General features: G+C 62.0%; 22 protein-coding genes and 2 tRNA genes. 21 read left to right on the top strand and 3 right to left on the bottom strand.

Translation table 11 applies throughout. The annotated features are described in order from the left end of the window. The first annotated feature begins 48 nt into the window (after nucleotides 1–48). The 7 genes from selD (at nucleotide 49) to AB5Z25_RS01435 (ending at nucleotide 4,865) form a co-directional block, all read left to right on the top strand. Entirely contained in the window at nucleotides 49–1,098 is a 1,050-nt protein-coding gene (gene selD / locus AB5Z25_RS01465) for a selenide, water dikinase SelD (RefSeq protein ID WP_368134612.1), read from the top strand. A gap of 59 nt (nucleotides 1,099–1,157) precedes the next feature. Next, the gene (gene yedF, locus AB5Z25_RS01460) at nucleotides 1,158–1,784 is read left to right on the top strand and encodes a sulfurtransferase-like selenium metabolism protein YedF (RefSeq protein ID WP_347478385.1); all 627 of its coding nucleotides are present in this window, start codon (nucleotides 1,158–1,160) and stop codon (nucleotides 1,782–1,784) included. A gap of 19 nt (nucleotides 1,785–1,803) precedes the next feature. Further along, nucleotides 1,804–2,055, top strand: coding sequence for a putative Se/S carrier protein (locus AB5Z25_RS01455; RefSeq protein WP_117736415.1), 252 nt, complete (start codon nucleotides 1,804–1,806; stop codon nucleotides 2,053–2,055). Next, a complete protein-coding gene (locus AB5Z25_RS01450; RefSeq protein WP_368134611.1) occupies nucleotides 2,052–3,191 on the top strand; it encodes an aminotransferase class V-fold PLP-dependent enzyme in 1,140 nt (379 codons plus the stop codon). The genes AB5Z25_RS01455 and AB5Z25_RS01450 overlap by 4 nt, the downstream gene beginning before the upstream one ends. A 67-nt stretch (nucleotides 3,192–3,258) precedes the next feature. Beyond that, a complete protein-coding gene (gene brnQ / locus AB5Z25_RS01445; protein WP_347478387.1) occupies nucleotides 3,259–4,617 on the top strand; it encodes a branched-chain amino acid transport system II carrier protein in 1,359 nt (452 codons plus the stop codon). Between the two features lie 91 nt (nucleotides 4,618–4,708). Then, nucleotides 4,709–4,785: transfer RNA gene (locus AB5Z25_RS01440), tRNA-Pro, on the top strand. Between the two features lie 6 nt (nucleotides 4,786–4,791). After that, nucleotides 4,792–4,865 (top strand) — tRNA-Gly (locus tag AB5Z25_RS01435). 210 nt (nucleotides 4,866–5,075) lie between these two features. Here AB5Z25_RS01435 and AB5Z25_RS01430 read toward each other — a convergent pair. The 3 genes from AB5Z25_RS01430 to AB5Z25_RS01420 all read right to left on the bottom strand — a co-directional run bounded on the left by AB5Z25_RS01430 (nucleotide 5,076) and on the right by AB5Z25_RS01420 (nucleotide 7,131). Next, on the bottom strand, nucleotides 5,076–6,071 hold the full coding sequence (locus AB5Z25_RS01430; RefSeq protein ID WP_347478388.1) for a hypothetical protein: 996 nt from the start codon (nucleotides 6,069–6,071) through the stop codon (nucleotides 5,076–5,078). Between the two features lie 267 nt (nucleotides 6,072–6,338). Next, a complete protein-coding gene (locus AB5Z25_RS01425; RefSeq protein ID WP_368134610.1) occupies nucleotides 6,339–6,815 on the bottom strand; it encodes a type II toxin-antitoxin system VapC family toxin in 477 nt (158 codons plus the stop codon). Beyond that, on the bottom strand, nucleotides 6,808–7,131 hold the full coding sequence (locus AB5Z25_RS01420) for a type II toxin-antitoxin system RelB/DinJ family antitoxin (protein ID WP_006234119.1): 324 nt from the start codon (nucleotides 7,129–7,131) through the stop codon (nucleotides 6,808–6,810). Before AB5Z25_RS01420 ends, AB5Z25_RS01425 begins: the two co-directional genes overlap by 8 nt. Nucleotides 7,132–7,560: 429 nt before the next feature. Between AB5Z25_RS01420 and AB5Z25_RS01415 the strand changes: the two genes are divergently transcribed. From AB5Z25_RS01415 to AB5Z25_RS01350, 14 genes are all read left to right on the top strand, one after another. Then, nucleotides 7,561–8,079 (top strand): 4Fe-4S dicluster domain-containing protein, encoded by a 519-nt coding sequence (locus AB5Z25_RS01415; RefSeq protein ID WP_022095206.1) that lies wholly within the window; start codon nucleotides 7,561–7,563, stop codon nucleotides 8,077–8,079. 76 nt (nucleotides 8,080–8,155) lie between these two features. After that, nucleotides 8,156–10,378, top strand: coding sequence for a formate dehydrogenase subunit alpha (gene fdhF, locus AB5Z25_RS01410; RefSeq protein ID WP_347478391.1), 2,223 nt, complete (start codon nucleotides 8,156–8,158; stop codon nucleotides 10,376–10,378). 78 nt (nucleotides 10,379–10,456) lie between these two features. Continuing rightward, nucleotides 10,457–11,074, top strand: a complete 618-nt coding sequence (locus AB5Z25_RS01405) for a 4Fe-4S dicluster domain-containing protein (protein WP_022095203.1) — start codon at nucleotides 10,457–10,459, stop codon at nucleotides 11,072–11,074. After that, nucleotides 11,067–13,085, top strand: coding sequence for a hydrogenase 4 subunit B (gene hyfB, locus AB5Z25_RS01400; protein ID WP_347478392.1), 2,019 nt, complete (start codon nucleotides 11,067–11,069; stop codon nucleotides 13,083–13,085). The genes AB5Z25_RS01405 and hyfB overlap by 8 nt, the downstream gene beginning before the upstream one ends. A gap of 17 nt (nucleotides 13,086–13,102) precedes the next feature. Beyond that, nucleotides 13,103–14,026, top strand: coding sequence for a respiratory chain complex I subunit 1 family protein (locus tag AB5Z25_RS01395; RefSeq protein ID WP_006234113.1), 924 nt, complete (start codon nucleotides 13,103–13,105; stop codon nucleotides 14,024–14,026). Between the two features lie 16 nt (nucleotides 14,027–14,042). Continuing rightward, nucleotides 14,043–15,500, top strand: coding sequence for a hydrogenase 4 subunit D (locus tag AB5Z25_RS01390; RefSeq protein ID WP_006234112.1), 1,458 nt, complete (start codon nucleotides 14,043–14,045; stop codon nucleotides 15,498–15,500). A gap of 10 nt (nucleotides 15,501–15,510) precedes the next feature. Then, nucleotides 15,511–16,164 carry a hydrogenase 4 membrane subunit gene (gene hyfE / locus AB5Z25_RS01385; RefSeq protein WP_347478393.1) on the top strand — a complete coding sequence of 218 codons (654 nt, stop codon included), beginning with the start codon at nucleotides 15,511–15,513 and terminating at the stop codon, nucleotides 16,162–16,164. A gap of 3 nt (nucleotides 16,165–16,167) precedes the next feature. Continuing rightward, nucleotides 16,168–17,733 carry a hydrogenase 4 subunit F gene (locus AB5Z25_RS01380; protein ID WP_035138046.1) on the top strand — a complete coding sequence of 522 codons (1,566 nt, stop codon included), beginning with the start codon at nucleotides 16,168–16,170 and terminating at the stop codon, nucleotides 17,731–17,733. Nucleotides 17,734–17,737: 4 nt separating this feature from the next. Continuing rightward, nucleotides 17,738–19,510, top strand: coding sequence for a hydrogenase large subunit (locus tag AB5Z25_RS01375; protein WP_349088028.1), 1,773 nt, complete (start codon nucleotides 17,738–17,740; stop codon nucleotides 19,508–19,510). Nucleotide 19,511: 1 nt separating this feature from the next. Beyond that, nucleotides 19,512–20,228 (top strand): formate hydrogenlyase complex iron-sulfur subunit, encoded by a 717-nt coding sequence (locus AB5Z25_RS01370; protein ID WP_368134609.1) that lies wholly within the window; start codon nucleotides 19,512–19,514, stop codon nucleotides 20,226–20,228. 2 nt (nucleotides 20,229–20,230) lie between these two features. Further along, nucleotides 20,231–21,013 carry an NADH-quinone oxidoreductase subunit B family protein gene (locus AB5Z25_RS01365; protein WP_022095195.1) on the top strand — a complete coding sequence of 261 codons (783 nt, stop codon included), beginning with the start codon at nucleotides 20,231–20,233 and terminating at the stop codon, nucleotides 21,011–21,013. Beyond that, on the top strand, nucleotides 21,014–21,595 hold the full coding sequence (locus AB5Z25_RS01360) for a formate hydrogenlyase maturation HycH family protein (protein WP_368134608.1): 582 nt from the start codon (nucleotides 21,014–21,016) through the stop codon (nucleotides 21,593–21,595). Continuing rightward, nucleotides 21,595–22,098: a hydrogenase maturation peptidase HycI gene (gene hycI, locus AB5Z25_RS01355; protein ID WP_117584085.1), complete on the top strand. Its 504-nt coding sequence runs from the start codon at nucleotides 21,595–21,597 to the stop codon at nucleotides 22,096–22,098. The genes AB5Z25_RS01360 and hycI overlap by 1 nt, the downstream gene beginning before the upstream one ends. A gap of 39 nt (nucleotides 22,099–22,137) precedes the next feature. Further along, nucleotides 22,138–22,977: a formate/nitrite transporter family protein gene (locus AB5Z25_RS01350; RefSeq protein WP_117790756.1), complete on the top strand. Its 840-nt coding sequence runs from the start codon at nucleotides 22,138–22,140 to the stop codon at nucleotides 22,975–22,977. Nucleotides 22,978–23,043: the final 66 nt, after the last annotated feature.

Here is a 23,043-nt window from a genome sequence, read left to right as displayed (position 1 = left end):
TCATGCGTATACTGGGAGAAAATGATTGACCGATGAGAGGAGGTATCGATGGCTGACGATCAGATTAAGCTCACGTCTATGACGGCCGCGAGCGGTTGAGCCGCTAAGTTGGCCCCCGGAGCCCTCGCCCAGGTCCTGGGCGATTTACCCAATGTGCATAACGACAACTTGCTCGTGGGGTTCGATACCTCCGACGATGCGAGCGTCTTCCGCGTAGGGGAGAACCTTGGGCTCGTGCAGTCCATCGACTTCTTCCCACCGATGGTCGACGACCCGTTTCTATTTGGCCAGATCGCCGCGGCAAACTCACTGTCGGACATCTACGCCATGGGCGGGCGGCCGAGCCATGCCATGAACTTGCTGTGCATCCCGAGCTGTCTGAGCGTTGAGGTTGCCGGTCAGATTCTGGCGGGCGGCGCCGACAAGTGCGTCGAGGCGGGTTGCTCCATCGCGGGCGGTCACACCATCAACGACGACGAGCCCAAGTACGGCCTGTCCGTGAGCGGGTTTGTCGCGCTCGACCGCATGCTCGCCAACAGCGGCGCGCGCGTGGGCGATGCGTTACTGCTGACCAAGGCGGTTGGCTCGGGCATCATCACCACGGCCATTAAGGGCGAGCTCATCGAGCAGGACGAGGCCGCAGCCATGTTTGACTCGATGCGCACCCTCAACGAGGCTCCGATTCGTCTGGCCGAGGGACTTGAGCTTCACGGCTGCACCGACATTACGGGCTTTGGTCTGATCGGGCACGCATGCGAGATGGCCGAGGGCTCGGGCGTGCAAGTTGAGCTTGCGTCGGGGGCGGTGCCACTCTTTGACCAGGTGCTCGACATGGCGCGTTTGGGCATTATCCCCGCGGGCTCCTACCGCAACCAGGACTTCTTTGGCCCGCGCGTGACGGCCGACGAGGACCTTGAGCCGGGCATGCTCGACGCGCTGTACGACCCGCAGACGTCTGGTGGCCTGCTTATCGCGGCACCTGCTGCCGATGTGGATGAGCTTGCGAGCCGTCTACATGCCGAAGGACGTATCGCCGCCGTCGTCGGGCGCGTGTACGAGCCGGTACCAGGCGGTCCTGCCGTTCGCGTTGTGCATTAAGGAAAACCGTTTATGCGACCGCCTACTGTTCTGGGCGGTCCCTTTTGAAAGGAAAAACTATGTCTACCAAAATTGAAGTCAATGCCATGGGCGATGCCTGCCCGCTGCCCGTCGTCAAGACGCTCAGAGCCCTGAAGCAGCTCGATGGCGAGGGCACAGTCGTGACCTCGGTCGACAACGAGACCGCCGTCAAGAACATCTCCAAGATGGCGCAGGAGAAGGGCTGCACGGCCTCAGTCGAGAAGGTTTCTGACGCTGAGTGGCACGTGACCGTCGCGACCGCCGGTGCCGTGGCCGTTGCGGACCCCGAGCAGGACGGCGCTGCTTTCTGCGACGCCAGCGCCGGCAAGGGCAAACTTGTCATTTCCGTCTATACCGATTGCATGGGCCGTGGCGACGACGAGCTGGGCCACAAGCTCATGAAGGCGTTTATCTTTGCCGTGACGCAGCAGGAGGAACTGCCCGCGACCATGCTGTTCTACAACGGCGGTGCCAAGCTCACCGTCGAGGGCTCGCCGGTGCTCGATGACCTGAAGGGCCTGGCCGAGCAGGGTGTCGAGATTCTCACCTGCGGTACCTGCCTCGACCACTATGGCATTAAAGACCAGCTTGCGGTGGGCGAGGTCACGAATATGTACGTGATCGTGGAGAAGATGGAGCAGGCCGTGCGCGTCGTGCGCCCGTAGCGTATTGGTTGGAGTTGCCATGAGGGAGAAGCGCCCGGCGCTTGTCATCACGTTTCCCACCACGGCGGCCGCCATGGGCTGCGAGTCCCTGTGCATCGAGCGCGGCCTTCCCGGGCGAACGATTCCCGTGCCCGGGGAGGTCGCTGCCGGCTGCGGTCTGGCGTGGAAGGCGTTGCCTGCCGATGAGGAGCTGCTGCGCAGCGAGCTTACCGCGGCGGGCGTTCCCACCGAGGGCTATACCGTGATTGATATGTGGGAGGTCGTGCGATGATCTACCTGGATAACGCGGCGACGACCATGCACAAGCCGCAGACAGTGATCGATGCCGTGACGCAGGCGATGTGTTCACTCGGCAATGCCGGGCGCGGCGCCACGTCGGGTGCCCTCGATGCTGCTCGTACGATTCACGCTTGCCGTGCCAAGCTCGCGCGCCTTTTGGGTTGCCCGAGGGCGGACCATGTGTGTTTTACGCCCAACTCTACGGCGGCGCTCAACACCGCCATCAACGGGGTGGTGCGCCCCGGCGACCGCGTGGTCACGACGGTGCTCGAGCACAACTCGGTGCTGCGTCCGCTCAACCGCCTGGCGGCAGAGCAGGGTGTGACGGTTGGGCATGCGGGTTGCGATGCGAGCGGCGTGCTCGACTACGACGAGCTCGAGCGGTTGGTCACGCCGGGCACGCGTGCTGTGGTGGTGACGCACGCCTCCAATGTGACCGGCAACGCGGTCGACATTGCGCGCGTGGCGGCCATGGCCCATGCGGCCGGCGCACTGGTAATCGTCGATGCCTCGCAGTCTGCCGGAACGGCGCATATCGATATGCAGGCCATGGGGCTTGACGTGGTGTGCTTTACCGGCCATAAGGGGCTCATGGGACCTCAAGGCACCGGTGGCCTGGCCGTGGCGGAGGGCATTGAGGTGGCGCCGTGGGCCATGGGTGGCACGGGTGTGCACAGCTTCGATCCACTGCAGCCGCTTGAGTGGCCCACGCGCCTTGAGGCGGGCACGCTCAACGGTCACGGCATCGCGGGACTTTCCGCAGGTCTTGACTTTATCGAGGCACAAGGCGGGGTCGAGGTGATTGCGGCACACGAGCGAGCACTGGCGGATCGCTTCCTTGCCGGTGTGCGCGAGATTCCGGGGATTAAGCTCTATGGTGCCTTTGGCCAACCGACGCGCTCGGCGATCGTCCCGCTCAACGTGGGCGATATCGACTCTGCCGAGATCTCGGATGCACTCATGCAAGGGTGGGGGATTGCGACGCGCCCCGGCGCCCATTGCGCCCCGCTCATGCACCGTGCGCTGGGGACCGAGCGTCAGGGCGTGGTTCGCTTCTCGTTTGGGTATTTCAACACGGACGAGGAAGTCGACACCGCGATTGACGCTTTGCGCGATTTAGCCTGCTAAAGCGTATATACTTGCGGGACGGGTCTTTTGCTCGTCCCGTTTTTGTTTTGATTCGAAAGGTGCTCTCATGGCCTCATCCGCCTCGCGTGGTCTGCGTTCCGACCATGTCGTTACCGTCGGCATCGCCCTGTTCTCGATGCTCTTTGGCGCCGGCAACCTCATTATTCCGCCGTTGCTGGCGCTGCAGGCAGGTTCTGCCACGCCGGTCGCCATGCTCGGCTTTCTGATTGCCGCCATCGGCCTGCCCGTCATGGGATTTATCGCCGTGGCGCTTGCCGGAACGGCGCGCGAGCTTGCCGGCCGCGTGCACCCCAAGTTTGGCGAATTCTTCGTTGCGGCGGTGTATCTGGCCATCGGCCCGTGCCTGGCTATTCCGCGCACGAGCTCCACGGCCTTCGAGATGCTGGTACCGCTGCTGCCCGAGGGCGTCTCGCTCGGCACGGCACGTCTGGTGTTTGCCGTTGGCTTCTTTGTCGTCGCGTTTGCGCTCACGCTGCGCCCGGGTGTCATCACACGCGTGCTCGGTCGCATTACGGGCCCTGCGCTCATTGCGCTTATCGTGCTCGTTGTCGGCGCCGCCGTGATCTCGCCGCTGGGACCGGCTGCTGCCCCGCAAGCTCCCTATGATGCCGGCGCTGCGGTCCAAGGCTTCTTGACCGGCTACCAGACCATGGACCTGCTTGCGTCGCTCGCCTTCGGCATCATCATCGCCGAGACCATTCACGAGCTGGGCGTGACCGATGACAAGCGCGTCGCTTTTGAAATTTCGCGCTCCGGTGTGATCGCCGGCGTGCTCATGGCCATCATCTACTGCGGCTTGGGCCTTGCCGGAATGCAGCTCGGCACCGTGATGCCCGACGCTACCAACGGCGCCGCCATCCTTGCCCGCTCTGCCTCCATGCACTTTGGCCTTGCCGGCACGGTCGTGGTCTTCGCCATCTTCTTCCTTGCCTGCATGAACGTGTGCATTGGCCTTATCAGCTGCTGCTCGCGTTACTTCTGCGAGACGTATGTGGTTAAAGGGGGAGCGGAGGCCTCCGAGGAGGCCATGCGCCGTCCCTTTGCGATTCTTGCCTTTGTGTTCGCAGCGTTTTCGTGCGTGCTCTCCAACGTGGGCCTCGACGTGATCCTCATGTTCTCGGTGCCCATACTCAATGCCTTGTATCCCGTCGCCATCGTGCTGGTTCTCATGGGTTTGGTACACGGCTTTTGCGACGCTCATCCGCAGGTGTGGGTCTGGGTCGGCGGTGTGGTTGCCGTGCAGAGCGTGATCACCTCGGTCCGCGATGCGTTCTTTGCGGGCGCGTGGCTGCCGTTTGATGTGCTGCCGCTGGCGGATATCGGTGCCGCGTGGGCGCCGGTTGCCGTGGTTGCCTTTGTGATCGGCCTGCTCCATAGTCGTTTTGTTGCACATTCGAGGAGCTAAGGCATCAATGCTTGCACAGGCGGGGAGTCTCCCCTATAATTTCCTTCGCTTTGGGACACGCAAGGTTTAGACCTTAGCTGCTCAACACCTTCGGGACGTGGCGCAGTTTGGTAGCGCGCCTGCTTTGGGAGCAGGATGTCGCAGGTTCAAATCCTGTCGTCCCGACCATATCTTGCGGGCGTAGTTCAATGGTAGAACCCCAGCCTTCCAAGCTGATGACGCGGGTTCGATTCCCGTCGCCCGCTCCATAGGATAGTTTTAACGGCTTTGGCTCCATTTGGTGCCAGAGCCGTATTCATATACATGTCGGGGACCCCACATCCCCTCCTAAGTTGCGGTGAAATAGTTCCTGGACTAGCCAATAGCTGTTATCCAGGAACTATTTCACCGCAACTTATTGAGGCCGAGCGGGCTGGGTCGATGATGGGTTCTTTTGTCGAGAAGATGAGGGCGGCCGGTCAGGAGTCTGCGTAGGGTTTTGTGGTCGGTATACCGTAGCCGCGCATCATGGAGCCGAACGCTTTGACATCGTAGGTGTCTAAGAGCTTGAAATGAATGACGTTGTGGCCCATAGCACGCAGGTTCGCGTCGCGCACGAGGGCAGCTCGATAGGTTTTTGCCGCAGTATGTTCCGGATCATTTTGGGCATCGCCCTCAAACTTGCCCAGTCCATGCAGCTCAGCCAGCATCCAAGAGCCGTTTGGCATCTGCCAGCCGTAATCTGCCAAATAATAGCCGGTGTTTCCCGGTCGAGTGATTTCAACCTGAAGTTCGGGAGCGGCAACTCCTGCCATAATCATTGCCGCCCGTGCTTCGGATTCTCCACCGTTATCCGACCTGCCATCCATGTGTTCAAAAACGTCAAATGCGCGCGCGATGCCGTGCAATCCGCGGCAGTTCGCTTGTGCATATGCACGCAATTCTTCACGCTCGACACCGTACTCACGAGCCAACCCGTCGACATAGCCTAGTGCATATCGAAAAGCGCTCGTTCGGGCGATGTCGACCACCGTGCGATATGGATCCGTTAGCGTAAACGGGCCGAGCTGCCATACGTCGCCCGGTCGCCAGCGTCGGTATTCAACGAATTCGTACATATCGCGTCTGGTGGAACGCGGTAGCAGCACTTGCACCTTGTCGAGAAGCGAATATGCAGAACCGATGCCATAGAGCAGCGCCGCCGTTGCTCCACAAAACACGGCATCCGGTTCAACGACCGCAATAGCGGATGCCAATTGAAAGATGCGATCTTCGACGCCGAGGTCATTCCAATACGCGGGATCAGCGTAGACATGGTTGTAGAGTCGAATAATCATCTCTTTTTGCATGAGCGCGTAGGCACAGCGTTCGTCCCATTTTTTGGTAGCTACAAACAGGTGCCCGCCATGATGGGCCTCGAATAATCGGAAGAACAGCTCTGCTTGCGGTTTGGAACAGCGTTTATCATGACTCATTTTCGACCCCATGGTCTCGAGGGGGAGTGAATGACACTACGCTATCCCATATTTGGTCCGCCAGACCTTGCCATGAACTGACCAAAAGCTTGACGGGGCAGGTCAGAGCCATGAGCCAGAGCCAAACATATCGGCAAACGGTTGATTAGTGCCCCTCGGTGGCACTAAAAACCACCCTTACAGAAAGTTGCGGTGAAATAGTTCCTGAAAAGCTCGAATAAGCCTAAATCCAGGAACTATTTCACCGCAACTTAGGAGGGGATGGGGTTAGCTGCGAGGGCGGTGGCGGAGCTTGTCGATGGTGGAGTCGGTGCTTCGGCTGCGGGCTTCGGCGGCGCGGTCGCGGGCGTCGGCAGCGGTTTGGCGCTTGTGGCGGTAATCGATCATGCCTTGGATGATGGGCTTGCCAAAGCTCACGACATCGTCGTTATAGATGGCGGTACGGGCGGCAAGCAGACAGTCGGTAAAATCCATATGGGTCTTGCCAAAGAGTTTGATGGCAAGGGCGACAACGGTGGGCTCGTCGACCATGACGTCATCGAGCAACCTCTTCATGGCCGCAGCAATCTCAACGCGGGGAACCTTATAGACGTCGCGCAGCGTGACCACGACGCGCGTGATGATTTCGGGGTAGACACGTGCGGTGCGCGTGGCGATGACCTTGGCGGCGCGCGGTGACAGGACCTCGTCGTCGTCAAGCAGGTAGCGAAGGATGACGGTCTCGTCGATGATGGTGCTACTCATGGATATCTACTTCCTCGGGACCCAAAATCGAATCGTCGCATTCTGTGGCAAGGTACTCAATCCAGGCATTGCGCTCCTCGGAGCGGCGATTGGGGTCCCCATATGCTTTGAGCGATCCATAGGCGGCGGTGCCGTCCTTTGAGCGCACGGCGACCGGCTGAAAGGGAAGCTTGCGCATCAAAATGCTCTGCGCGACAAATAGGCGAACGGCCTCGGCAAGCGATGTGCCCATGGCGTCGTAGAGGCGCTCGGCATGCTGTTTGTCCTCTTCGCGAATGCGCACCTGCAGGATGGCTCGTTTTTGCGTCGATGACATCACTGGCCTCCCTTAATGAGCGTGCAATATGAATGGTCAAATACAACATTGGCTAATAATAGCCAATCTTATAACCACTGCTTTATTGCACTCAAGTTAATGAGCGCGAAATATATATCAAACGTATTACATCCTTTATAAACGAGCATGAAATCTCCCCTGGATGTACGCGTGTAATACACTTACCTTTATAGCTACCCAAGAATAATCCTAACCAGCCAAAACCCCTGCAATACACCCGTATTGCAGGGCCTATGCTCAAGTTTGCCACCTACAACTGCGTATATTTAACCTGTATATCGTTGGAGGAATTCTATCGAAGTGCTTGTTTCGCCGCATGCACTCGATACGCCGATGCCGGACCACGGGCGGTCCGGGGCAACGTCGACAGGGTCTCTCCGGCATGGGATTCAGGAGGGAGTGAACAACATGGGCAATAAACGAGTCGTAGCCGATTCTTCGCGCTGCATTGGGTGTCAAACCTGCATGGCGGCGTGCATCGAGGCACACGACATTCCCGGCAACATCGCCGCGCCGCGCCTGCGCGTGACGCGTACGTACGAGATCTCCGCACCGGTGGCTTGCCATCACTGCGAGGATGCCCCGTGCGCGAAGGCCTGCCCCACGGGTGCCTTGTTCTTTGATCCAAAGAACCATCGTATCGGCGTCAACGAGGACAACTGCATCGGCTGCAAGAGCTGCGTCATGGCATGCCCCTTTGGCGCCGTGAGCGTGGCGACCACGCAGGTTCCGGTCTTGATGGGCGACGTTCGCGTGGGTTCGCAGACCAAGAGCTTCGTGCTCAAGTGCGACCTGTGCGTGGACCGTCCCGGCGGTCCGGCGTGTGCCGAGGCGTGCCCGACCAAGGGCCTCACCCTGGTAGACGAGGAGCGCCTGGCGGAACTGACTGCCGAGCGTGCCCGCGCCACCATCGAAAACGAGGCGTAAGCGGGCGGCCATACAGGCCCAATGATTGTCAAATAAGTACCGAGTATTCGGTAGCAGAGAAAGGAAGGAGGGTGTCATGGAGAAGCATAAAGTGATCTGCCCGTATTGCGGCGCCGGTTGCCAGTTTAACCTCTTGGTCCAAAACGGCCAGGTCGTGGGTACCGAACCGCTCAACGGCATCACCAACCAGAGCGAGCTGTGCCTTAAGGGCATGAGCGGCTACGACTTCATCAACGACACCAAGATCTTGACTCCTCGCGTACTGCACCCGATGATCCGCCGCACCAAGGGCGCGGATCTTGAGCGCGTAAGCTGGGACGAGGCACTGGATTTCACCGCATCTAAGATGCAGGCCATAATTGACGAATATGGTCCTAACGCTGTCATGACCACCGGCTCTTCGCGAGGCGGCGGCAATGAGGCGAACTACGTCATGCAGAAGTTTACGCGTGCGTGCATCGGCACCCACAGCGTGGACAACTGCGCCCGTACTTGACACGGCCCTACTGTCCTCGGTCTGATGGACACGGTTGGTTCAGGTTGCATGTCATGCTCCATCCCCGGTATGGAGGATGCGGGCTGCATTTTCCTCTTCGGCTATAACCCTGCCGATTCGCACCCCATCGTCGCAAGGCGTATCGTGCGAGCCAAAGAAAAGGGTTGCAAGATCATCGTCGCCGACCCGCGCCATATCGAAACCGCGCGTATCGCCGATCTCTACCTTCCGATCAAGAACGGTTGCAATGTCGCGTTCCTCAACGCCTTTGCCAACTGCTTGGTCAACGATGGCCTCTACGACAAGAAATTCGTCGCCGAGCACACGAACGGCTTTGACGAGTGGTGGGAGACCATCAAGAATTACACTCCCGAATCCGTACAGGACATCACGGGTGTCGAGCCCGCGTTGATCCACCAAGCTGCCGAGATGTACGCCACGGCGAAGCCCTCTGCCATCATTGGCTGGGGTATGGGCGTATGCCAGCAGAAGCAGAACCTGAAGACGGTGCACACCATCGCCTCCATCGCCTGCGTTGCCGGTCAGATCGGCAAACCCAATTCCGGCCTCGCGCCCGTGCGCGGTCAGAACAACGTCCAGGGCTCCTGTGATATGGGCATGCTGCCCAACCTGTACCCTGGCTACCAGAAGGTCACCGACCCGGCTGTGCGCGCCAAGTTTGCCAAGGCTTGGGGCGTGCCCGAGGAAAAGCTCCCGCTCGAGGAGGGCTACAAGCTCACCGACCTGGGCCACCTGGTCGACGAGGGTAAGGTGCACTGCTTCTACAACTACGGCGAGGACCCGGTGCAGACCGAGCCCGATTCGGCCGGCATGCGCAAGACGCTCTCCGAGCTGGACCTGTTCATTTGCCAGGACATCTTTATGACGCAGACGACCATGCTCGCCGACGTCATCCTGCCCGCTACCTCTTGGGGCGAGCACGAGGGTGTCTTTACCGCATCCGACCGTAGCTTCCAGCACTTTGACGCGGCCGTTCCGCCCAAGGGCGAGTGCCGTCACGACTGGGAGATCTTCGCGGACCTGTCTACGCGCATGGGCTATCCCATGCACTACGACAACACCGAGCAGATCTGGAACGAGTGCATTAGCCTGTGCCCCAACTTTGTGGGCGCGACCTACGAGAAGATGGCTCCCGAGGGCGGTTACGCCCAGTGGCCCGTCAAGAGCACCGATGTGAACGACCGCGGTACGCCCGACATGTTCGCTGGTGGCAAGTTCACCACCAAGGACGGCCGCGCCAACCTGATGGCACACGACTGGGAGGCGCCCTCCGAGCTTCCCGACGATGAGTACCCGCTCATCCTGTGCACCGTCCGCGAGGTCGGCCACTACAGCTGCCGCTCGATGACCGGCAACTGCAAGACGCTGGCACTGCTTGCCGACGAGCCCGGCTTTGTCCGCATGAATCCCGCGGACGCCCAGGCACGCGGCATCAAGAATGGCGACATCGTCTCGATCCACAGCCGCCGCGGCCAGGTATACAGCCGCGCCGACGTGAGCGACCGCATCAACAAGGGCACGGTCTATATGACCTACCAGTGGTGGATCGGCAAGTGCAACGAGCTGACCATGCACAAGGTCGACCCGGTCTCGCATACGCCCGAGGACAAGTTCTCCGCCTGCCAGGTCGACGCTATCGCCGACCAGGTCTGGGCCGAGGGCGAGGTCGAGCGTCAGTACACCGAGCTCAAGCAGGCTCTGGTGGACGCCGCCGCTCCCCAGGACGTTGAGCCTGGCGCCGCCAAGTTCGACGACGAGACGCACGTGAATCAAATCGTGTAGTCCCGTTCTCGTTGGCTTTTTGGGCCGGGCGTCCCGTACGTTCGGGAGCCCGGCCCGTTATTTTGAAAGGAAGTGGGGATGAACCGCTTCATCGACATCAACCCGGAGAGGTGCATCGGCTGCGGAACATGCCAGTCCGCCTGTGCCGACGCCCACCGGATGCAGGGTCTTCAGGATACGCCGCGCCTGGCGCTCGTGAAGACCGGCGGTATTTCGGCCGCCCTTGCCTGCCACCATTGCGAGGGTGCCCCCTGCGCCGAGGTCTGCCCGGTGAATGCCATCGAGCACGATGGCGATCGCATCCACGTCAAGGAGCAGGAGTGCATCGGGTGCAGGCTGTGCGCCATCGCGTGCCCCTTCGGAGCCATCCATCCCGATGGCACGTCTATCGCCGGTGTCGCAGGCATGTGCGACCCGACGCCTTCGTATCCTAAGTCCCTGAGCAGCCTGCTTACGTGGGCTCCCGGCCAGTACACCTGCGCTGTTAAGTGCGACCTGTGCGCCTTCGATCCGGACGGTCCGCATTGTGTGGCGGCGTGCCCCACCAAGGCGCTGACCGTCATGGGCGGCGCGGCCGATCGCGAGCTCGACGAGGCCAAGCGCCTGCGCTCGATCGAAAACGGTCCGGTCGTCGACGTTACCGCTGTGGCCCAGGGTCTGTCCGAGAAAGCAGAAGGGAGCGTAAACAATGGATAGCATGACGCTGTTTATCGCATCGCTTGCCGTCTCGTGCGTCGGTGCGCTCGCCTCGGTTCTGCTGATTAAGGCCGACAACGCCGCCAAGACCGCCGGCTGCCTGATCGGCGCCGTCGCGGCCGTGCTGTCGTTCATCGCGGGCCTCGAGGCCGTGCTTGGCGACGTTTCGTCCCTCAACACGGTCTTCTTCTTCCCGTTCGCCCGTCTCGAGCTCTTGCTCAACGGCCTTGCGGGCCTGATCGTGGTCCTCATCTCGATTCTCGCCTTTGCGGGCTTCATCTACGGTCTGTCCTACTTCGACGAGTACCCGGGCAAGGTCGGGCGCGCCGGCTTCTTTATGAACACCTTCGTCGCCTCGATGATGCTCGTCATCACCGCCGACAACGTGTTCTGGTTCCTGGTCGCCTTTGAGCTCATGTCCCTTACGAGCTACTTCCTTGTCGTTATCGAGGAGAACAAGAACTCCATTAGGGGCGGTTGGCTCTACTTCGTCATCGCGCACGTGGGCTTCGTTCTCATCATGGCGAGCTTCCTGCTCATGACCAACGGCGTGGGCGGTTCCTTCAGCTTCAGTGATTTCCGTACGCATGACTTTGGACCCGCCGTCTCCTCCGCGTGCTTCGTCCTCGCGTTCTTCGGATTTGGCGCGAAGGCCGGTATCATTCCGCTGCACTCCTGGCTGCCCCAGGCGCACCCCGAGGCGCCGTCCAACGTGTCCGCCCTCATGTCCGGCGGCATGATCAAGATCGGCATCCTGGGAATCCTCAAGGTCGGTCTCGACCTGCTCGCGGGTTCGGGCGTCCAGCTCTGGTGGGGCCTCATGGTCCTGGTCTTCGGATCCATCTCGTCGGTCCTGGGTGTCGTCTACGCCCTACACGAGCACGACATCAAGCGCCTGCTTGCCTATCACTCCGTCGAGAACATCGGCATCATCTTGCTCGGTGTCGGCGCGTCCATGACGGCGCACGCCCTGGGCAACGACGTCATCGCGACGATCGCGCTCATGGCCGCCCTCTACCACACGCTCAACCACGCCATGTTCAAGGGCGAGCTGTTCCTCGGCGCGGGCTCCCTGCTCTATGCCACGGGTACGCGCAACATGGAGAAGATGGGCGGTCTGTTCCGCCGCATGCCGGTCACGGCCGTCTGCTTCCTCATCGGTGCCCTTGCCATCTCGGCCATCCCGCCGCTCAACGGCTTCGTTTCCGAGTGGTTCACCTACCAGTCCCTGTTCAACATCTCGACGCTCTCCGACCCGGTCGTCATGGTGTTCGCCGTCGCCTCCGCGGCCGCCCTCGCCATCACCGGTGCCCTGGCCGTCACGTGCTTCGTGAAGGCCTACGGCGTCTCGTTCGCGAGCAGCCCTCGTTCCCAGGAGGCCGCGAACGCCAAGGAGTCCCCGGCTCCGATGTTGTTCTCGCAGATGCTCCTCGCGGCCATCTGCGTGGTACTGGGAATCGGCTCCCCGGTCATCGCCCCGGTTCTGGGCGACGTCGCCCAGAGCGTGCTTGCCGGCTCCGCCGTCACAGCCACCTCGGGCGTGTCTCTCGTGAACGAGATTTCCGGTGCCGCCACCTCCACCCCCGCGATCGCCATCGCGCTCGTGGTCCTCACCGGCCTCGCGTTCGCGTTGAGGTCCTGCCTCGGCGCCAAGGCCCCCGCTAAGAAGACCGACCCTTGGGCGTGCGGCTACGAGCCCAACGAGCACATGCCCGTCGTCGCCACGAGCTTCGCGTCCGACGTCGAACTCTTCATGGGCCCGCTCTACACCCTGCGCGAGGTATGCACCAAGATCTGCTGGTCCATCGCGCACGTGTTCCAGAAGCTCACCGGTGTCGCCCAGGGCGTCGAGCCCCTGCCCGACCGTTTCCTGGTCGATGCACCGAGCGAGGGTGCCGACAAGCTGGCCGGCCTCGCCTCCAAGATCGAGGGCGGCAACTACTCCGTATACATCTGCTACATCGTCGCGGCGCTCGTGGTCTTCCTCGTGCTCGCCGTGGTCATGGTCTAGAGAGGGGAGAGGATATTATGAACATCGTTCTTGCGATGGCGCAGGGCCTCGTGGTCATGCTGGTCGCGCCCTTCTTCTCCGGCCTCGCCCGTGTGATTCGCGCGAAGATGCACAATCGCCGCGGTCCGTCCATCCTTCAGGATTACCGGGACCTCGCGAAGCTCATGGCGCGTCCCGAGTCCGTGAGTTCCGACTCGAGCTTCGTGCTGCGCATCATGCCGCCGCTGTTCCTCGCGGTGTCGTTTATGCTCGCCATGGGCCTGCCCATGTTCACGCTCCAGAGCCCCATGCCCGTCTTTGGTGACGCCATCACCATCATGTACGCGCTCGCGCTGTCCCGCTTCTTCTTCGCGCTGTCCGGCGTGGATTCCTCCAACGCCTACGCGGGCTTCGGCGGTATCCGCGAGCTCCTCATGAGCGTGCTCATCGAGCCGTCCATGCTCATCGCGCTGTTCACCGTCGCCATCGTGTGCGGCTCCACGGACATTGCGACCATGGGTCAGCACATCGTTACGGGCAACGTCTCGAGCGTCGTCGCCGTTATCCTCGCCGGCGTCGCCTTCGCGGCCGCCTGTTACATGGAGCTCGGCAAGCTTCCGTTCGATCAGGCCGAAGCCGAGCAGGAGCTCCAGGAGGGCCCGCTCGCCGAGCTCTCCGGCCCGTCCCTGGCCATGATGAAGCTCGCCATGGGCATGAAGCAGGTCGTGGTCGTCGCTTGGTTCACCTCCATCTTCATCCCCTGGGGAGAGCCCGCGACCATCGGCGTCACCGCTCTCGTGGGCGCCGTCGTCTTCCTCGTCAAGTGCCTGGTCGATTTCGTCGTCTGCGGCGTGCTCGAGAACTCCGTTTCCCGTTCGCGCTTCAAGGTGCTCGGTAACCAGACCTGGGCCGTCGTCGGCATCGCGGTCCTCGCGTTCGTCTTCGTCGTCGTAGGCGTGTAGGGAGAAGGGAGAAACTATGTCAATCGAATCGAGCTTGTCCCTCTTTGCCATGGTGGCGATCGCCGTCCCCATGCTGGGCTCCCTGCTCATCGTCATGCTGCCGCGTCCCTACGCTAAATGGATCTGCGCCTTTGCCGGCGGCATCGCCACGGTCGCTTCCGTTGGCTTGGCCGCGACGTTTGCCGGAAACGGCATGAACGCGGTCGATGTAACCTGGGCGAGTATGGGCCAGACCTTGGTCATGGGCTTCATATTCGACCGGATGAGCACGCTGCTCGCACCCGCGTTCGTCGCTATCGGCCTGCTCGTCGTCATCTATTCGTTCCCGTACATGAGCGATAAGAATAAGGAGCATCCCGACGCGCCCCGTCGTCGCTTCTACGTGTACTTCTCCACGTTCATCGGCGCCATGGCCGGTCTCGCCTACAGCTCCACCATCGTCGGCCAGCTCGTTTTCTTCGAGATCACCGGTGTGTGCTCCTGGGGCCTCATCAGCTACTACATGACGCCCACGGCCAAGAAGGCCGGTATGAAGGCGCTCATCATCACCCATATCGGCGCTCTGGGACTCTACATCGGCGCGGCCTTCCTGTTCGCCGGAACCGGCACGTTCGCGCTGAGCGCGATCTCCCAGCTCGATTCCGGTATGAAGACCGTCGTGCTGCTGCTCATCCTGTTCGCTGCTTGGGCCAAGTCCGCCCAGTTCCCGCTCTACATGTGGCTGCCCTCCGCAATGGAGGCCCCCACGCCCGTTTCCGCCTACCTTCATGGCGCGTCCATGGTTAAGGTCGGCGTGTGCGTGTTCGCCCGCGCTCTTGCGAGCGCCGGCGATATCCCCGAGATCGTCGGTTGGGTCGCCATCATCGACGCCGTCGTGACCATGCTCTTCGGCTTCCTCATGTACCTGCCCCAGAAGGATATGAAGCGCCTGCTCGCCTTCTCGACGATCGCGCAGCTCGCCTACGTGTTCTTTGGCCTGGGCCTCTCCGTGTTCGGAAGCCAGATGGCGTTTAACGGCGCCGTCGAGCACATCTTCAACCACGCGTTCACCAAGACCCTGTTCTTCCTCATCGCTGGCTCTCTCAGCTTCACGCTGGGAACCCGTATGCTGCCCAAGATCCAGGGCCTCATGAAGAAGTACCCGGTCACGGGCGTGGGCTTTGCGGTCGCCGCGACCGCTATCGCCGGCGTGCCCCCCATGAGCACGTTCTTTTCCAAGTTCCAGATCATTTCCGGTGGCTTCGCGGTTGGTGCTACCAACACGGTCATCTTTGTCCTCGTGTGCGTCATGGTCGTCGAGACCGTCGCCACCTTCGCATGGTTCCTGCGTTGGATGGGTAAGGTCCTGCCCGGTGAGCCGAGCGAGACCGTGGCCGCCGGCCAGCCCCTTCCGCGCGCCATGGCGTTCGTGTTCGTCGTCCTCATGATCATGGTCGTCGTCGCCGGTCCTCTGTCCTCTAGTTGGATGGGTTAGGAGGTAGGACATGGGTTATTCGTTAGTCAATATCCTGGGCGGTCTTCTGATCGTGACCTCCACCATGGTGGTCGTCTCGAAGACCATCCCGTCCGCCATTAAGTGGTACGCGATCCAGTCGGTTGTCCTGGTGGGCGTGCTGCTCACCCTGGGCCTCACCACCGGTGCCACCGAGCTTCTCATGTGGGCCGCGTCGGCCTTCGTCACCAAGGTGATCCTCGTTCCGTTCATTCTCAACCGTGCCTACAAAAAGATGGGTTCGCCTGCCGATAGCACGCTGACCTCCTCCATCAAGCCGGCCTGGACCATCATCCTCACCGGTCTGGAGGTGGCCATCTGCTTCACGGTGGTCACGCGCCTGAGCCTGCCCACCGCCGAGGTGGCTACTCCGGCCCTCGCCATCAGCTTCGCGCACTTCTTCGTCGGCCTCACGTGCATCATCTCCCAGCGCAACATCCTCAAGCAAATCTTCGGGTACTGCCTTATGGAGAACGGTAGCCACGTGACGCTCGCCCTGCTCGCGCCCACGGCCCCCGAGATCATCGAGATCGGCATCGCCACCGACGCCATTTTCGCCGTCATCATCATGTCCGCCGTCGTCGTGAGGATCTGGAACGACACCAAGTCGCTCGACTCCCACGACCTGACCGAATTGAAGGGGTAGGCCATGGATGTTTCAATGCTGACGGTCGCCCTGCTCGCTTGTCCCCTCGTGTTCTCCCTGATTATGGCTGCGCTCCCCAAGACGACGTCCTACAGCGTCTTTGCGGGGCTCAACACCATCTCCGTCGCGGCGACCCTCGTCCTTTCGGTCGTCACCGCGGGAACCATGCTCTCGAGCGGGCAGAATATCGACGCTTTGGGCCTGTGGCTCCATCTCGATTCGCTCTCGTCGATCTTCGTCCTTCTGGTAGGCATCATCGGGTTCATCACCGGCGTGTACTCCATCTCCTATATCAAGATCGATATCGAGGAGAAGACCATGCCGGCCGAGCGCACCAAGCAGTACTACGCGCTGTTCAGCCTGTTCGTCTTCACGATGCTGCTCGCCTGCCTGTCCAACAACATCATCCTCACCTGGGCGGCGGTCGAGGCCACTACGCTGTCGACCGTGTTCCTCGTGGGCATCTACAAGAACAAGCAGGCGCTCGAGGCGTCTTGGAAGTACGCGATGGTCTGCACCGCCGGTGTGGCCTTCGGCCTGTTCGGCACGCTGCTCATCTACGCGAACGCCGCCGATATCATGCCCAACGCGCATGAGGCCGCCTTCCTCACCTCCATCATGCCCTACGCCGACCAGTTCGACCCGATGCTCGTGCGCCTCGCGTTCGCGTTCATCGTCATCGGCTTCGGCACCAAGGCGGGCCTGTTTCCCATGCACACCTGGCTGCCCGACGCGCACTCCCAGGCTCCGAGCCCGGTCTCCGCGCTGCTCTCGGGCGTGCTGCTCAAGTGCGCCATGCTGGTGATCATCCGCTTCTACTCCCTGTCCATCATCACGGTGGGCGACACCTATCCGCGAACGCTCCTGCTCATCCTGGGCACGCTGTCCATCCTGGTGGCTGCCCTGTGCATCTTCAAGCAGGACGATATCAAGCGCCGCTTCGCGTACTCCTCCGTCGACAACGTCGGCGTGGTCGCGCTGTGCCTGGGTATCGGTGGCCCGCTCGGTATCGCCGCCTGCCTGCTGCACTGCATCTTCCACGGCTTCACGAAGGCGCTCGCCTTCTGCATGGCCGGTAACATCCAGCACATCTACCACACCCGCGACCTGAACAAGATCAAGGGCGTCGTCGAGATCGCTCCCGTCACGGCAGCGCTCACCATCATCGCCCTGCTCGCGCTCGCCGCCTTCCCGCCGTTCGCCCTGTTCATCTCCGAGTTCCTCACCTTCGTGGCCGGCGTTCAGTCCGGTCCCATCTGGGTGGTCGTGCTCGTGGCCATCGGCCTCACCGGCGTGTACTTCGCCCTTACCGGCATCGCGCTCAAGTCCATCTTCGGCAAGGCGCCCGAGGGCATGAAGCGCCACGAGGTGCCCGCCCTCATGATCATCCCCGAGATCGCCCTCGCGATCGTGGTCATGTGGTTCGGTATCGCCACCCCGGTCGCCATCACGAGCGGCGTCGAGGATGCAACGTCCGTCGTTTTGAACCAGAGCGTCGAAGAGCTCCACGAGGCCCCTCTCTACCGCATGGTGTTCAGTTCCCAGACCAAGACAAGTGAGGTGAATTAGCACCATGGCAGAACCTGAAAAGAAGGACTACGCTCGTCGCTGCGAAAGCCACGTCGAGGCCCTGCGTGCTGCAGTGCCGGGCGCTATCGAGAAGGTCGAATGGCAGTGCGAGGACCAGCTGACGATCACCGTCAAGCTGGACCGTCTGCCCGAGGCCGTCCACTACCTGTATTACGAGCGCTACGGCTGGATTCCTGTGATTGTCGGCAACGACGAGCGCAGCCTGTGCGGCCGTTACGCCGTGTACTACGTCATCTCCATGGAGGGGGAGGACCCCGGCTGGGTTACCGTGCGTGCCGAGGTCGACCCCGCCAAGATGACGTTCCCGTCCGTGACGCCGTTCGTCCCCGCCTGCGTGTGGGGCGAGCGCGAGCTGCGCGATATGTTTGGCCTGATTCCCGAGGGTCTGCCCGATCGCCGTCGCCTGGTGCTTCCCGACGATTGGCCCAGCGGGCTGTACCCGTTGCGCAAGGATTCGATGGATTACCGTTTCCGCCCCGCCCCCGCGAGCGACATGGAAAACTACGAGTTCTTGGCCGACACCAAGGGCAAGGAGACCACGCTCGTTCCCATGGGACCGCTGCACATCACCTCCGACGAGCCCGGCCACTTCCGCCTGTTCGTCGAGGGCGAGACGATCGTCGACGCCGACTACCGTCTGTTCTACGTGCACCGCGGCATGGAGAAGGTCGCCGAGACGCGCCTGAACTATGACGCCGTGACGTTCCTCGCCGACCGCATCTGCGGCATCTGCGGCTGCGCCCACTCGGTGGCCTATGCCGAGGCCGTCGAGCGCGCCCAGGGCATTCATGTCCCGCCGCGCGCCCAGTACATCCGCGCCATCATGCTCGAGGTCGAGCGCCTGCACTCGCATCTGCTCAATATTGGCCTGGCATCGCACTACACGGGCTTCGACTCCGGCTTCCAGCAGTTCTTCCGCGTCCGTGAGAAGTCCATGGACCTGGCCGAGAAGCTCTCCGGTCACCGCAAGACCTACGGCCTCAACGTGATCGGCGGCGTGCGTCGCGACATTTTGGCCGAGCAGAAACTCTCCACGCTCACGACCATCCACCAGCTGCGCTCCGAGGTTCAGGAACTCGTCGACATGCTGCTCTCCACGCCCAACTTTATTGAGCGTACGAGTGGCATCGGCATTCTGGATCGAAAGATCGCACGCGACTTCTCGCCGGTCGGCCCGCTCATGCGTGGCTCGGGCTATGCCCGCGACGTGCGCTTTGACCATCCCTTCGACGGCTACGCCGATCCGGATGTCCAAAAGATGCACGCCGCTACGGCCGACACCTGCGATGCCTTCGGCCGTACCGCCGTTCGCATCCAGGAGGTCTATGATTCGATCGACATGATCGAGACCATGCTCGAGAACTGCCCGTCGGGCCCCATCCTCACCACGGATTGGGAGTACACCCCGCACAAGTACGCCATCGGCGCCACCGAGGCGCCGCGCGGCGAGGACGTGCACTGGGCCATGCTCGGCAACAACCAGAAGTGCTACCGCTGGCGCGCCAAGGCGGCCACGTACAGCAACTGGCCGGTCCTGCGCTACATGTTCCGCGGCAACACCGTGGGCGACGCGGCGCTGATCGTCGGCTCGCTCGACCCGTGCTACTCCTGCACCGACCGCGTGACGGTGACCGATGTCGCCGCCAAGCGCGACCACGTGCTCGACAAGGAGCAGTTCGAGAACGTCTGGCGCGACAAGTCGCCGCTTGCGGGCGAGGGCACCATGGCCGCTCCGCTCGATGAGGAGGCGCTCTAATATGCTGAAGCTTTGGAAGGTCAACGCCAAGGCCGGCGACGCGACGGTCAAGTACCCGTTTGCGCCGTTTCCCACCAACAAGGACATGCGCGGCAAGCCCGAGCATAATGCCGAGCTCTGCATCGCCTGCGGTGCCTGCGGCGTGGCGTGCCCGGCCGATGCCATTCGCATGGACACCGACCTGGCGGCCGATGCCATTACCTGGTCGATCGACTACGGCCGCTGCATCTTTTGTGGCCGCTGTGAGGAAGCCTGCCCCATGGAGGCCATCAAGCTCACCGAGGAGTTTGAGCTGGCCGTCATGAGCAAGGACGACCTCACCAGCAAGAGCGTCTATACGCTCGAGCACTGCTCGCGCTGCGGCAAGCCGTTTGCCCCGCACAAGGAGATCGACTACGCCAAGCGTCTGCTGCAAAAGGCCGGCGGCATGGAGGCCGAGCAGGCCGCCCGTACCGTCGGTATGTGCCAGGAGTGCAAGCGCGAGCTCGACGCCCTGCGCGCCGCCTCGGCCGTAAAGACCGGCAACGCTGCCGGCATGGCTGCCAACGAGACGCTTGCGTCCGGTGAGCCCCAGGGCCCCGGCATGGAGTATCTGGGCGGCCACGGCGTGAACCCGGAGTATATCGACCGCGAGCTCAACCCCGATGCGCCCGAGATTCCCGCCGGTCCGGCGCCGGTCGAGGGCATCATCATGGATTTTGAAACGAAGGAGGAGTAACCATGGCCGAACCCACGCTTTTGCCCGAGCGGCTTCAGTACCGCCCGACCAAGATCGAGCTCGACGAGAGCATCGAGAAGGCCAAGGCGACCCTTCTTAAGAAGATCAAGCGCTCGGTGTACGTCTACCGTGTCGACTGCGGCGGCTGCAACGGCTGCGAGATTGAGATCTTCGGTTCCATCACGCCCGTCTTTGACGTCGAGCGCTTTGGCATCAAGGTCGTGCCCTCGCCCCGTCACGCCGATGTGCTGCTGTACACCGGCGCCGTGACGCGTGCCATGCGCATGCCGGCCCTGCGCGCCTTTGAGGCCGCACCCGATCCCAAGATCGTGGTGTCCTATGGCGCGTGCGGCTGCACGGGCGGCATCTTCTACGACAACTACTGCGTCTGGGGCGGCACGGACAAGATTCTGCCGGTCGACGTCTACATCCCCGGCTGCCCGCCCAGCCCCGCGCAGACCATCTACGGCTTTGCCATGGCGCTCGGTCTGCTGGACCAAAAGCTCCATGCCGAGACCACGGTGGAGGCCGCCGGCGAGCAGGCCGATATCCTGCACCCCGGCGTGCCGTACAAGCTGCGCGTTGCCATCGAGCGCGAAGCTCGCGCCATGAGCGGCTACCGTTACGGCCGCGATTTGGCCAACGAGTTTATGGACACGCTCGAGGGTGCGCCCAAGGGCGATATCCGCGGTGCCATGGCACTGCTCATCGACAAGCAGGATGATCCGCGCCGCGTTGAGGTCTACTCGGCGCTGCAGGATCTGGTGCTGGCCGGAGGTCGCTAGATGGAGCTCACGGACCGCTCTGGTTACTTTGCGGGCCCCGGCATGCTCGGCGGCTCTTTTGGCGATGCCTCGCGTGCAAGCGACGAGGCCGCCGAGGGCGTCGCTGACCCCTGCCTGGGCCACGCGCCCGACCAGGTGGTCTTCTACGAGCTCACGCGTAAGTTTGTGGAGACCGAGGAAGACGTTCCCCAGGAGGCCTGCGACGTGCTGTACTACACGCTCGCCGTGGGCCACCACACCGGCGTGCTCGATTGCTTTGAGCCGCGCCTGTCGGTGCCGGTGAACGTCTTTTATTCGCTCGTCGACGCGTTGCCGGAGGGGGAGGCCAAAACCAAGTTCGAGGCCATCCGCTCCTTTGGCGAGTGCCAGCTCGACAAGGCGGCGGTGCCGTCGCTGCTCGAGGCCTGCGATGCTCTGCTCGACGAGCGCGGTTTTCGTGTTTCGGCCAAGGCTGGCATTTCGGTGTTCGATGACGACTTTGGCCTGCATGCCCAGCAGGTCGCTTTCTTAATGAAGTTTCGCGATCTGGTTGAGCGCGTGCGCGATGTGTCGGGCGTGTATCTGACGGGAAGGTTGCAGTAATGGGTCGCGTTGTAGATGGTCGTGTGAACGGCGCCCCGTTTGCGGGTATCGTGCTCACGGCGGGAAGCGTGCTGCGCGCCGACGATGCCGCCGGCCCCGTGCTCTCCAAAAAGATGGAGGACGCACCCATCGCCGGTTGGTACACCATTGACGGCGGCCAAACGCCCGAGGACGACATCATCGAGGTCAAGCGCGAGCGTCCGCCGCGTCTGGTCTTGGTCGATGCCGCCGACATGGCGCTGCCCGTCGGCGCCATCCGCTTGCTCGACAAACGTGATGTGGCCCGCAAGTCGATGTTCACCACGCATTCGCTTCCCTTGTCGATTCTGATCGAAGAGATTGAGCAATCGTGCGATGATATCGTTTTCGTCGGAATTCAGCCGGGCGACACGGAGTTCTACAACCCCATGTCCCCGGAAGTCTTTGACGCCGTCGACGCCGTGTATGACGCCGTGGCCGCCAACGACTTTTCCCACTTTGTCCGCTTGGGGCAGGAGCTATAGGAGCGCTTGTCCCTGCTGATTAGGAAAGAAGTGATTGACATGGCAGATTCCAAGGTGGAGTACCCCGCTCCCGATTGCCTGGCGCCTGCCGCGATCGAGGCCAAGACCGAGGCCGCCGGCGTGACCAAGGCCAACCTGCCGGTCGCAAAGGCCTTTCTGTTGGCAATGTTCGCCGGTGCGTTTATTGCCTTCGGCGGCCTGTTCTTTACCGTGTTCTTGAGCGATAGCACGCTGGGCTGGGGCGCCCAGCGCGTCGTGGGCGGCCTGTGCTTTTGCCTGGGCCTGGTGCTCGTGCTGGTGTGCGGCGCCGAGCTGTTCACCGGTAATTCGCTTATGGTCTGCGCGCTCAAGAGCAAAAAGATCACCCTGGTCCAGATGCTCAAGGCTTGGGTCGTCGTGTGGCTTGGTAACTTTGCTGGTGCCCTGTTCATCGTCTTTTTGGTGTACATGGCTGGCATTTACAAGCTCAACGGCGAGGCGGTCGCCAATTCCATGGTGAGCGTCGCCGCCGGCAAGGTGACGGTCGACTGGGTGACGATCTTCTTCCGCGGCATCCTGTGCAACATCTTTGTGTGCCTGGCCGTGTGGATCGGTACCGCCGGCAAGACCGTGGTCGATAAGGTCGTGGGCATTTTGCTGCCCATTGCCGCCTTTGTGGCCTGCGGTTTTGAGCACTGCGTTGCCAACATGTACTTTTTGCCCATGGGTGCCGTGATGCACGCGTGCGGCTATGGTGCCGACGTCGCCGGCGCCGATGCGCTCAACGCCGCGGGCATTGCGTTTAACCTGTCCGCCGCCACGCTGGGCAACATCGTGGGCGGCGCGGTTCTGGTCGCGCTCGGCTACTGGTTTATCTACGCCAAGAAGTCCGAGGCGTAAGATACCGTCTGTTTGACGTTGGGCCTCCTGCGGGGCGTTGCCGTGCGGGAGGCTTTTTGGGTCTGG

This window comes from Collinsella aerofaciens (assembly GCF_040910325.1).
Classification (GTDB): domain Bacteria; phylum Actinomycetota; class Coriobacteriia; order Coriobacteriales; family Coriobacteriaceae; genus Collinsella; species Collinsella aerofaciens_BL.
This window is presented reverse-complemented; position numbering and strand designations above follow the sequence as displayed.

What these genes read in the sequence shown, in the direction of transcription:
- yedF (WP_347478385.1), top strand. Translation starts at nt 1,158, where the DNA reads ATGTCTACCAAAATTGAAGTCAATGCCATGGGCGATGCCTGCCCGCTG.
- brnQ (WP_347478387.1), top strand. Translation starts at nt 3,259, where the DNA reads ATGGCCTCATCCGCCTCGCGTGGTCTGCGTTCCGACCATGTCGTTACC.
- AB5Z25_RS01405 (WP_022095203.1), top strand. Translation starts at nt 10,457, where the DNA reads ATGAACCGCTTCATCGACATCAACCCGGAGAGGTGCATCGGCTGCGGA.
- AB5Z25_RS01380 (WP_035138046.1), top strand. Translation starts at nt 16,168, where the DNA reads ATGGATGTTTCAATGCTGACGGTCGCCCTGCTCGCTTGTCCCCTCGTG.
- hyfB (WP_347478392.1), top strand. Translation starts at nt 11,067, where the DNA reads ATGGATAGCATGACGCTGTTTATCGCATCGCTTGCCGTCTCGTGCGTC.
- AB5Z25_RS01395 (WP_006234113.1), top strand. Translation starts at nt 13,103, where the DNA reads ATGAACATCGTTCTTGCGATGGCGCAGGGCCTCGTGGTCATGCTGGTC.
- AB5Z25_RS01350 (WP_117790756.1), top strand. Translation starts at nt 22,138, where the DNA reads ATGGCAGATTCCAAGGTGGAGTACCCCGCTCCCGATTGCCTGGCGCCT.
- AB5Z25_RS01450 (WP_368134611.1), top strand. Translation starts at nt 2,052, where the DNA reads ATGATCTACCTGGATAACGCGGCGACGACCATGCACAAGCCGCAGACA.
- AB5Z25_RS01375 (WP_349088028.1), top strand. Translation starts at nt 17,738, where the DNA reads ATGGCAGAACCTGAAAAGAAGGACTACGCTCGTCGCTGCGAAAGCCAC.
- AB5Z25_RS01365 (WP_022095195.1), top strand. Translation starts at nt 20,231, where the DNA reads ATGGCCGAACCCACGCTTTTGCCCGAGCGGCTTCAGTACCGCCCGACC.
- AB5Z25_RS01455 (WP_117736415.1), top strand. Translation starts at nt 1,804, where the DNA reads ATGAGGGAGAAGCGCCCGGCGCTTGTCATCACGTTTCCCACCACGGCG.
- hycI (WP_117584085.1), top strand. Translation starts at nt 21,595, where the DNA reads ATGGGTCGCGTTGTAGATGGTCGTGTGAACGGCGCCCCGTTTGCGGGT.
- AB5Z25_RS01390 (WP_006234112.1), top strand. Translation starts at nt 14,043, where the DNA reads ATGTCAATCGAATCGAGCTTGTCCCTCTTTGCCATGGTGGCGATCGCC.
- AB5Z25_RS01370 (WP_368134609.1), top strand. Translation starts at nt 19,512, where the DNA reads ATGCTGAAGCTTTGGAAGGTCAACGCCAAGGCCGGCGACGCGACGGTC.
- hyfE (WP_347478393.1), top strand. Translation starts at nt 15,511, where the DNA reads ATGGGTTATTCGTTAGTCAATATCCTGGGCGGTCTTCTGATCGTGACC.
- AB5Z25_RS01420 (WP_006234119.1), bottom strand. Translation starts at nt 7,131, where the DNA reads ATGTCATCGACGCAAAAACGAGCCATCCTGCAGGTGCGCATTCGCGAA.
- AB5Z25_RS01360 (WP_368134608.1), top strand. Translation starts at nt 21,014, where the DNA reads ATGGAGCTCACGGACCGCTCTGGTTACTTTGCGGGCCCCGGCATGCTC.
- AB5Z25_RS01430 (WP_347478388.1), bottom strand. Translation starts at nt 6,071, where the DNA reads ATGAGTCATGATAAACGCTGTTCCAAACCGCAAGCAGAGCTGTTCTTC.
- AB5Z25_RS01425 (WP_368134610.1), bottom strand. Translation starts at nt 6,815, where the DNA reads ATGAGTAGCACCATCATCGACGAGACCGTCATCCTTCGCTACCTGCTT.
- AB5Z25_RS01415 (WP_022095206.1), top strand. Translation starts at nt 7,561, where the DNA reads ATGGGCAATAAACGAGTCGTAGCCGATTCTTCGCGCTGCATTGGGTGT.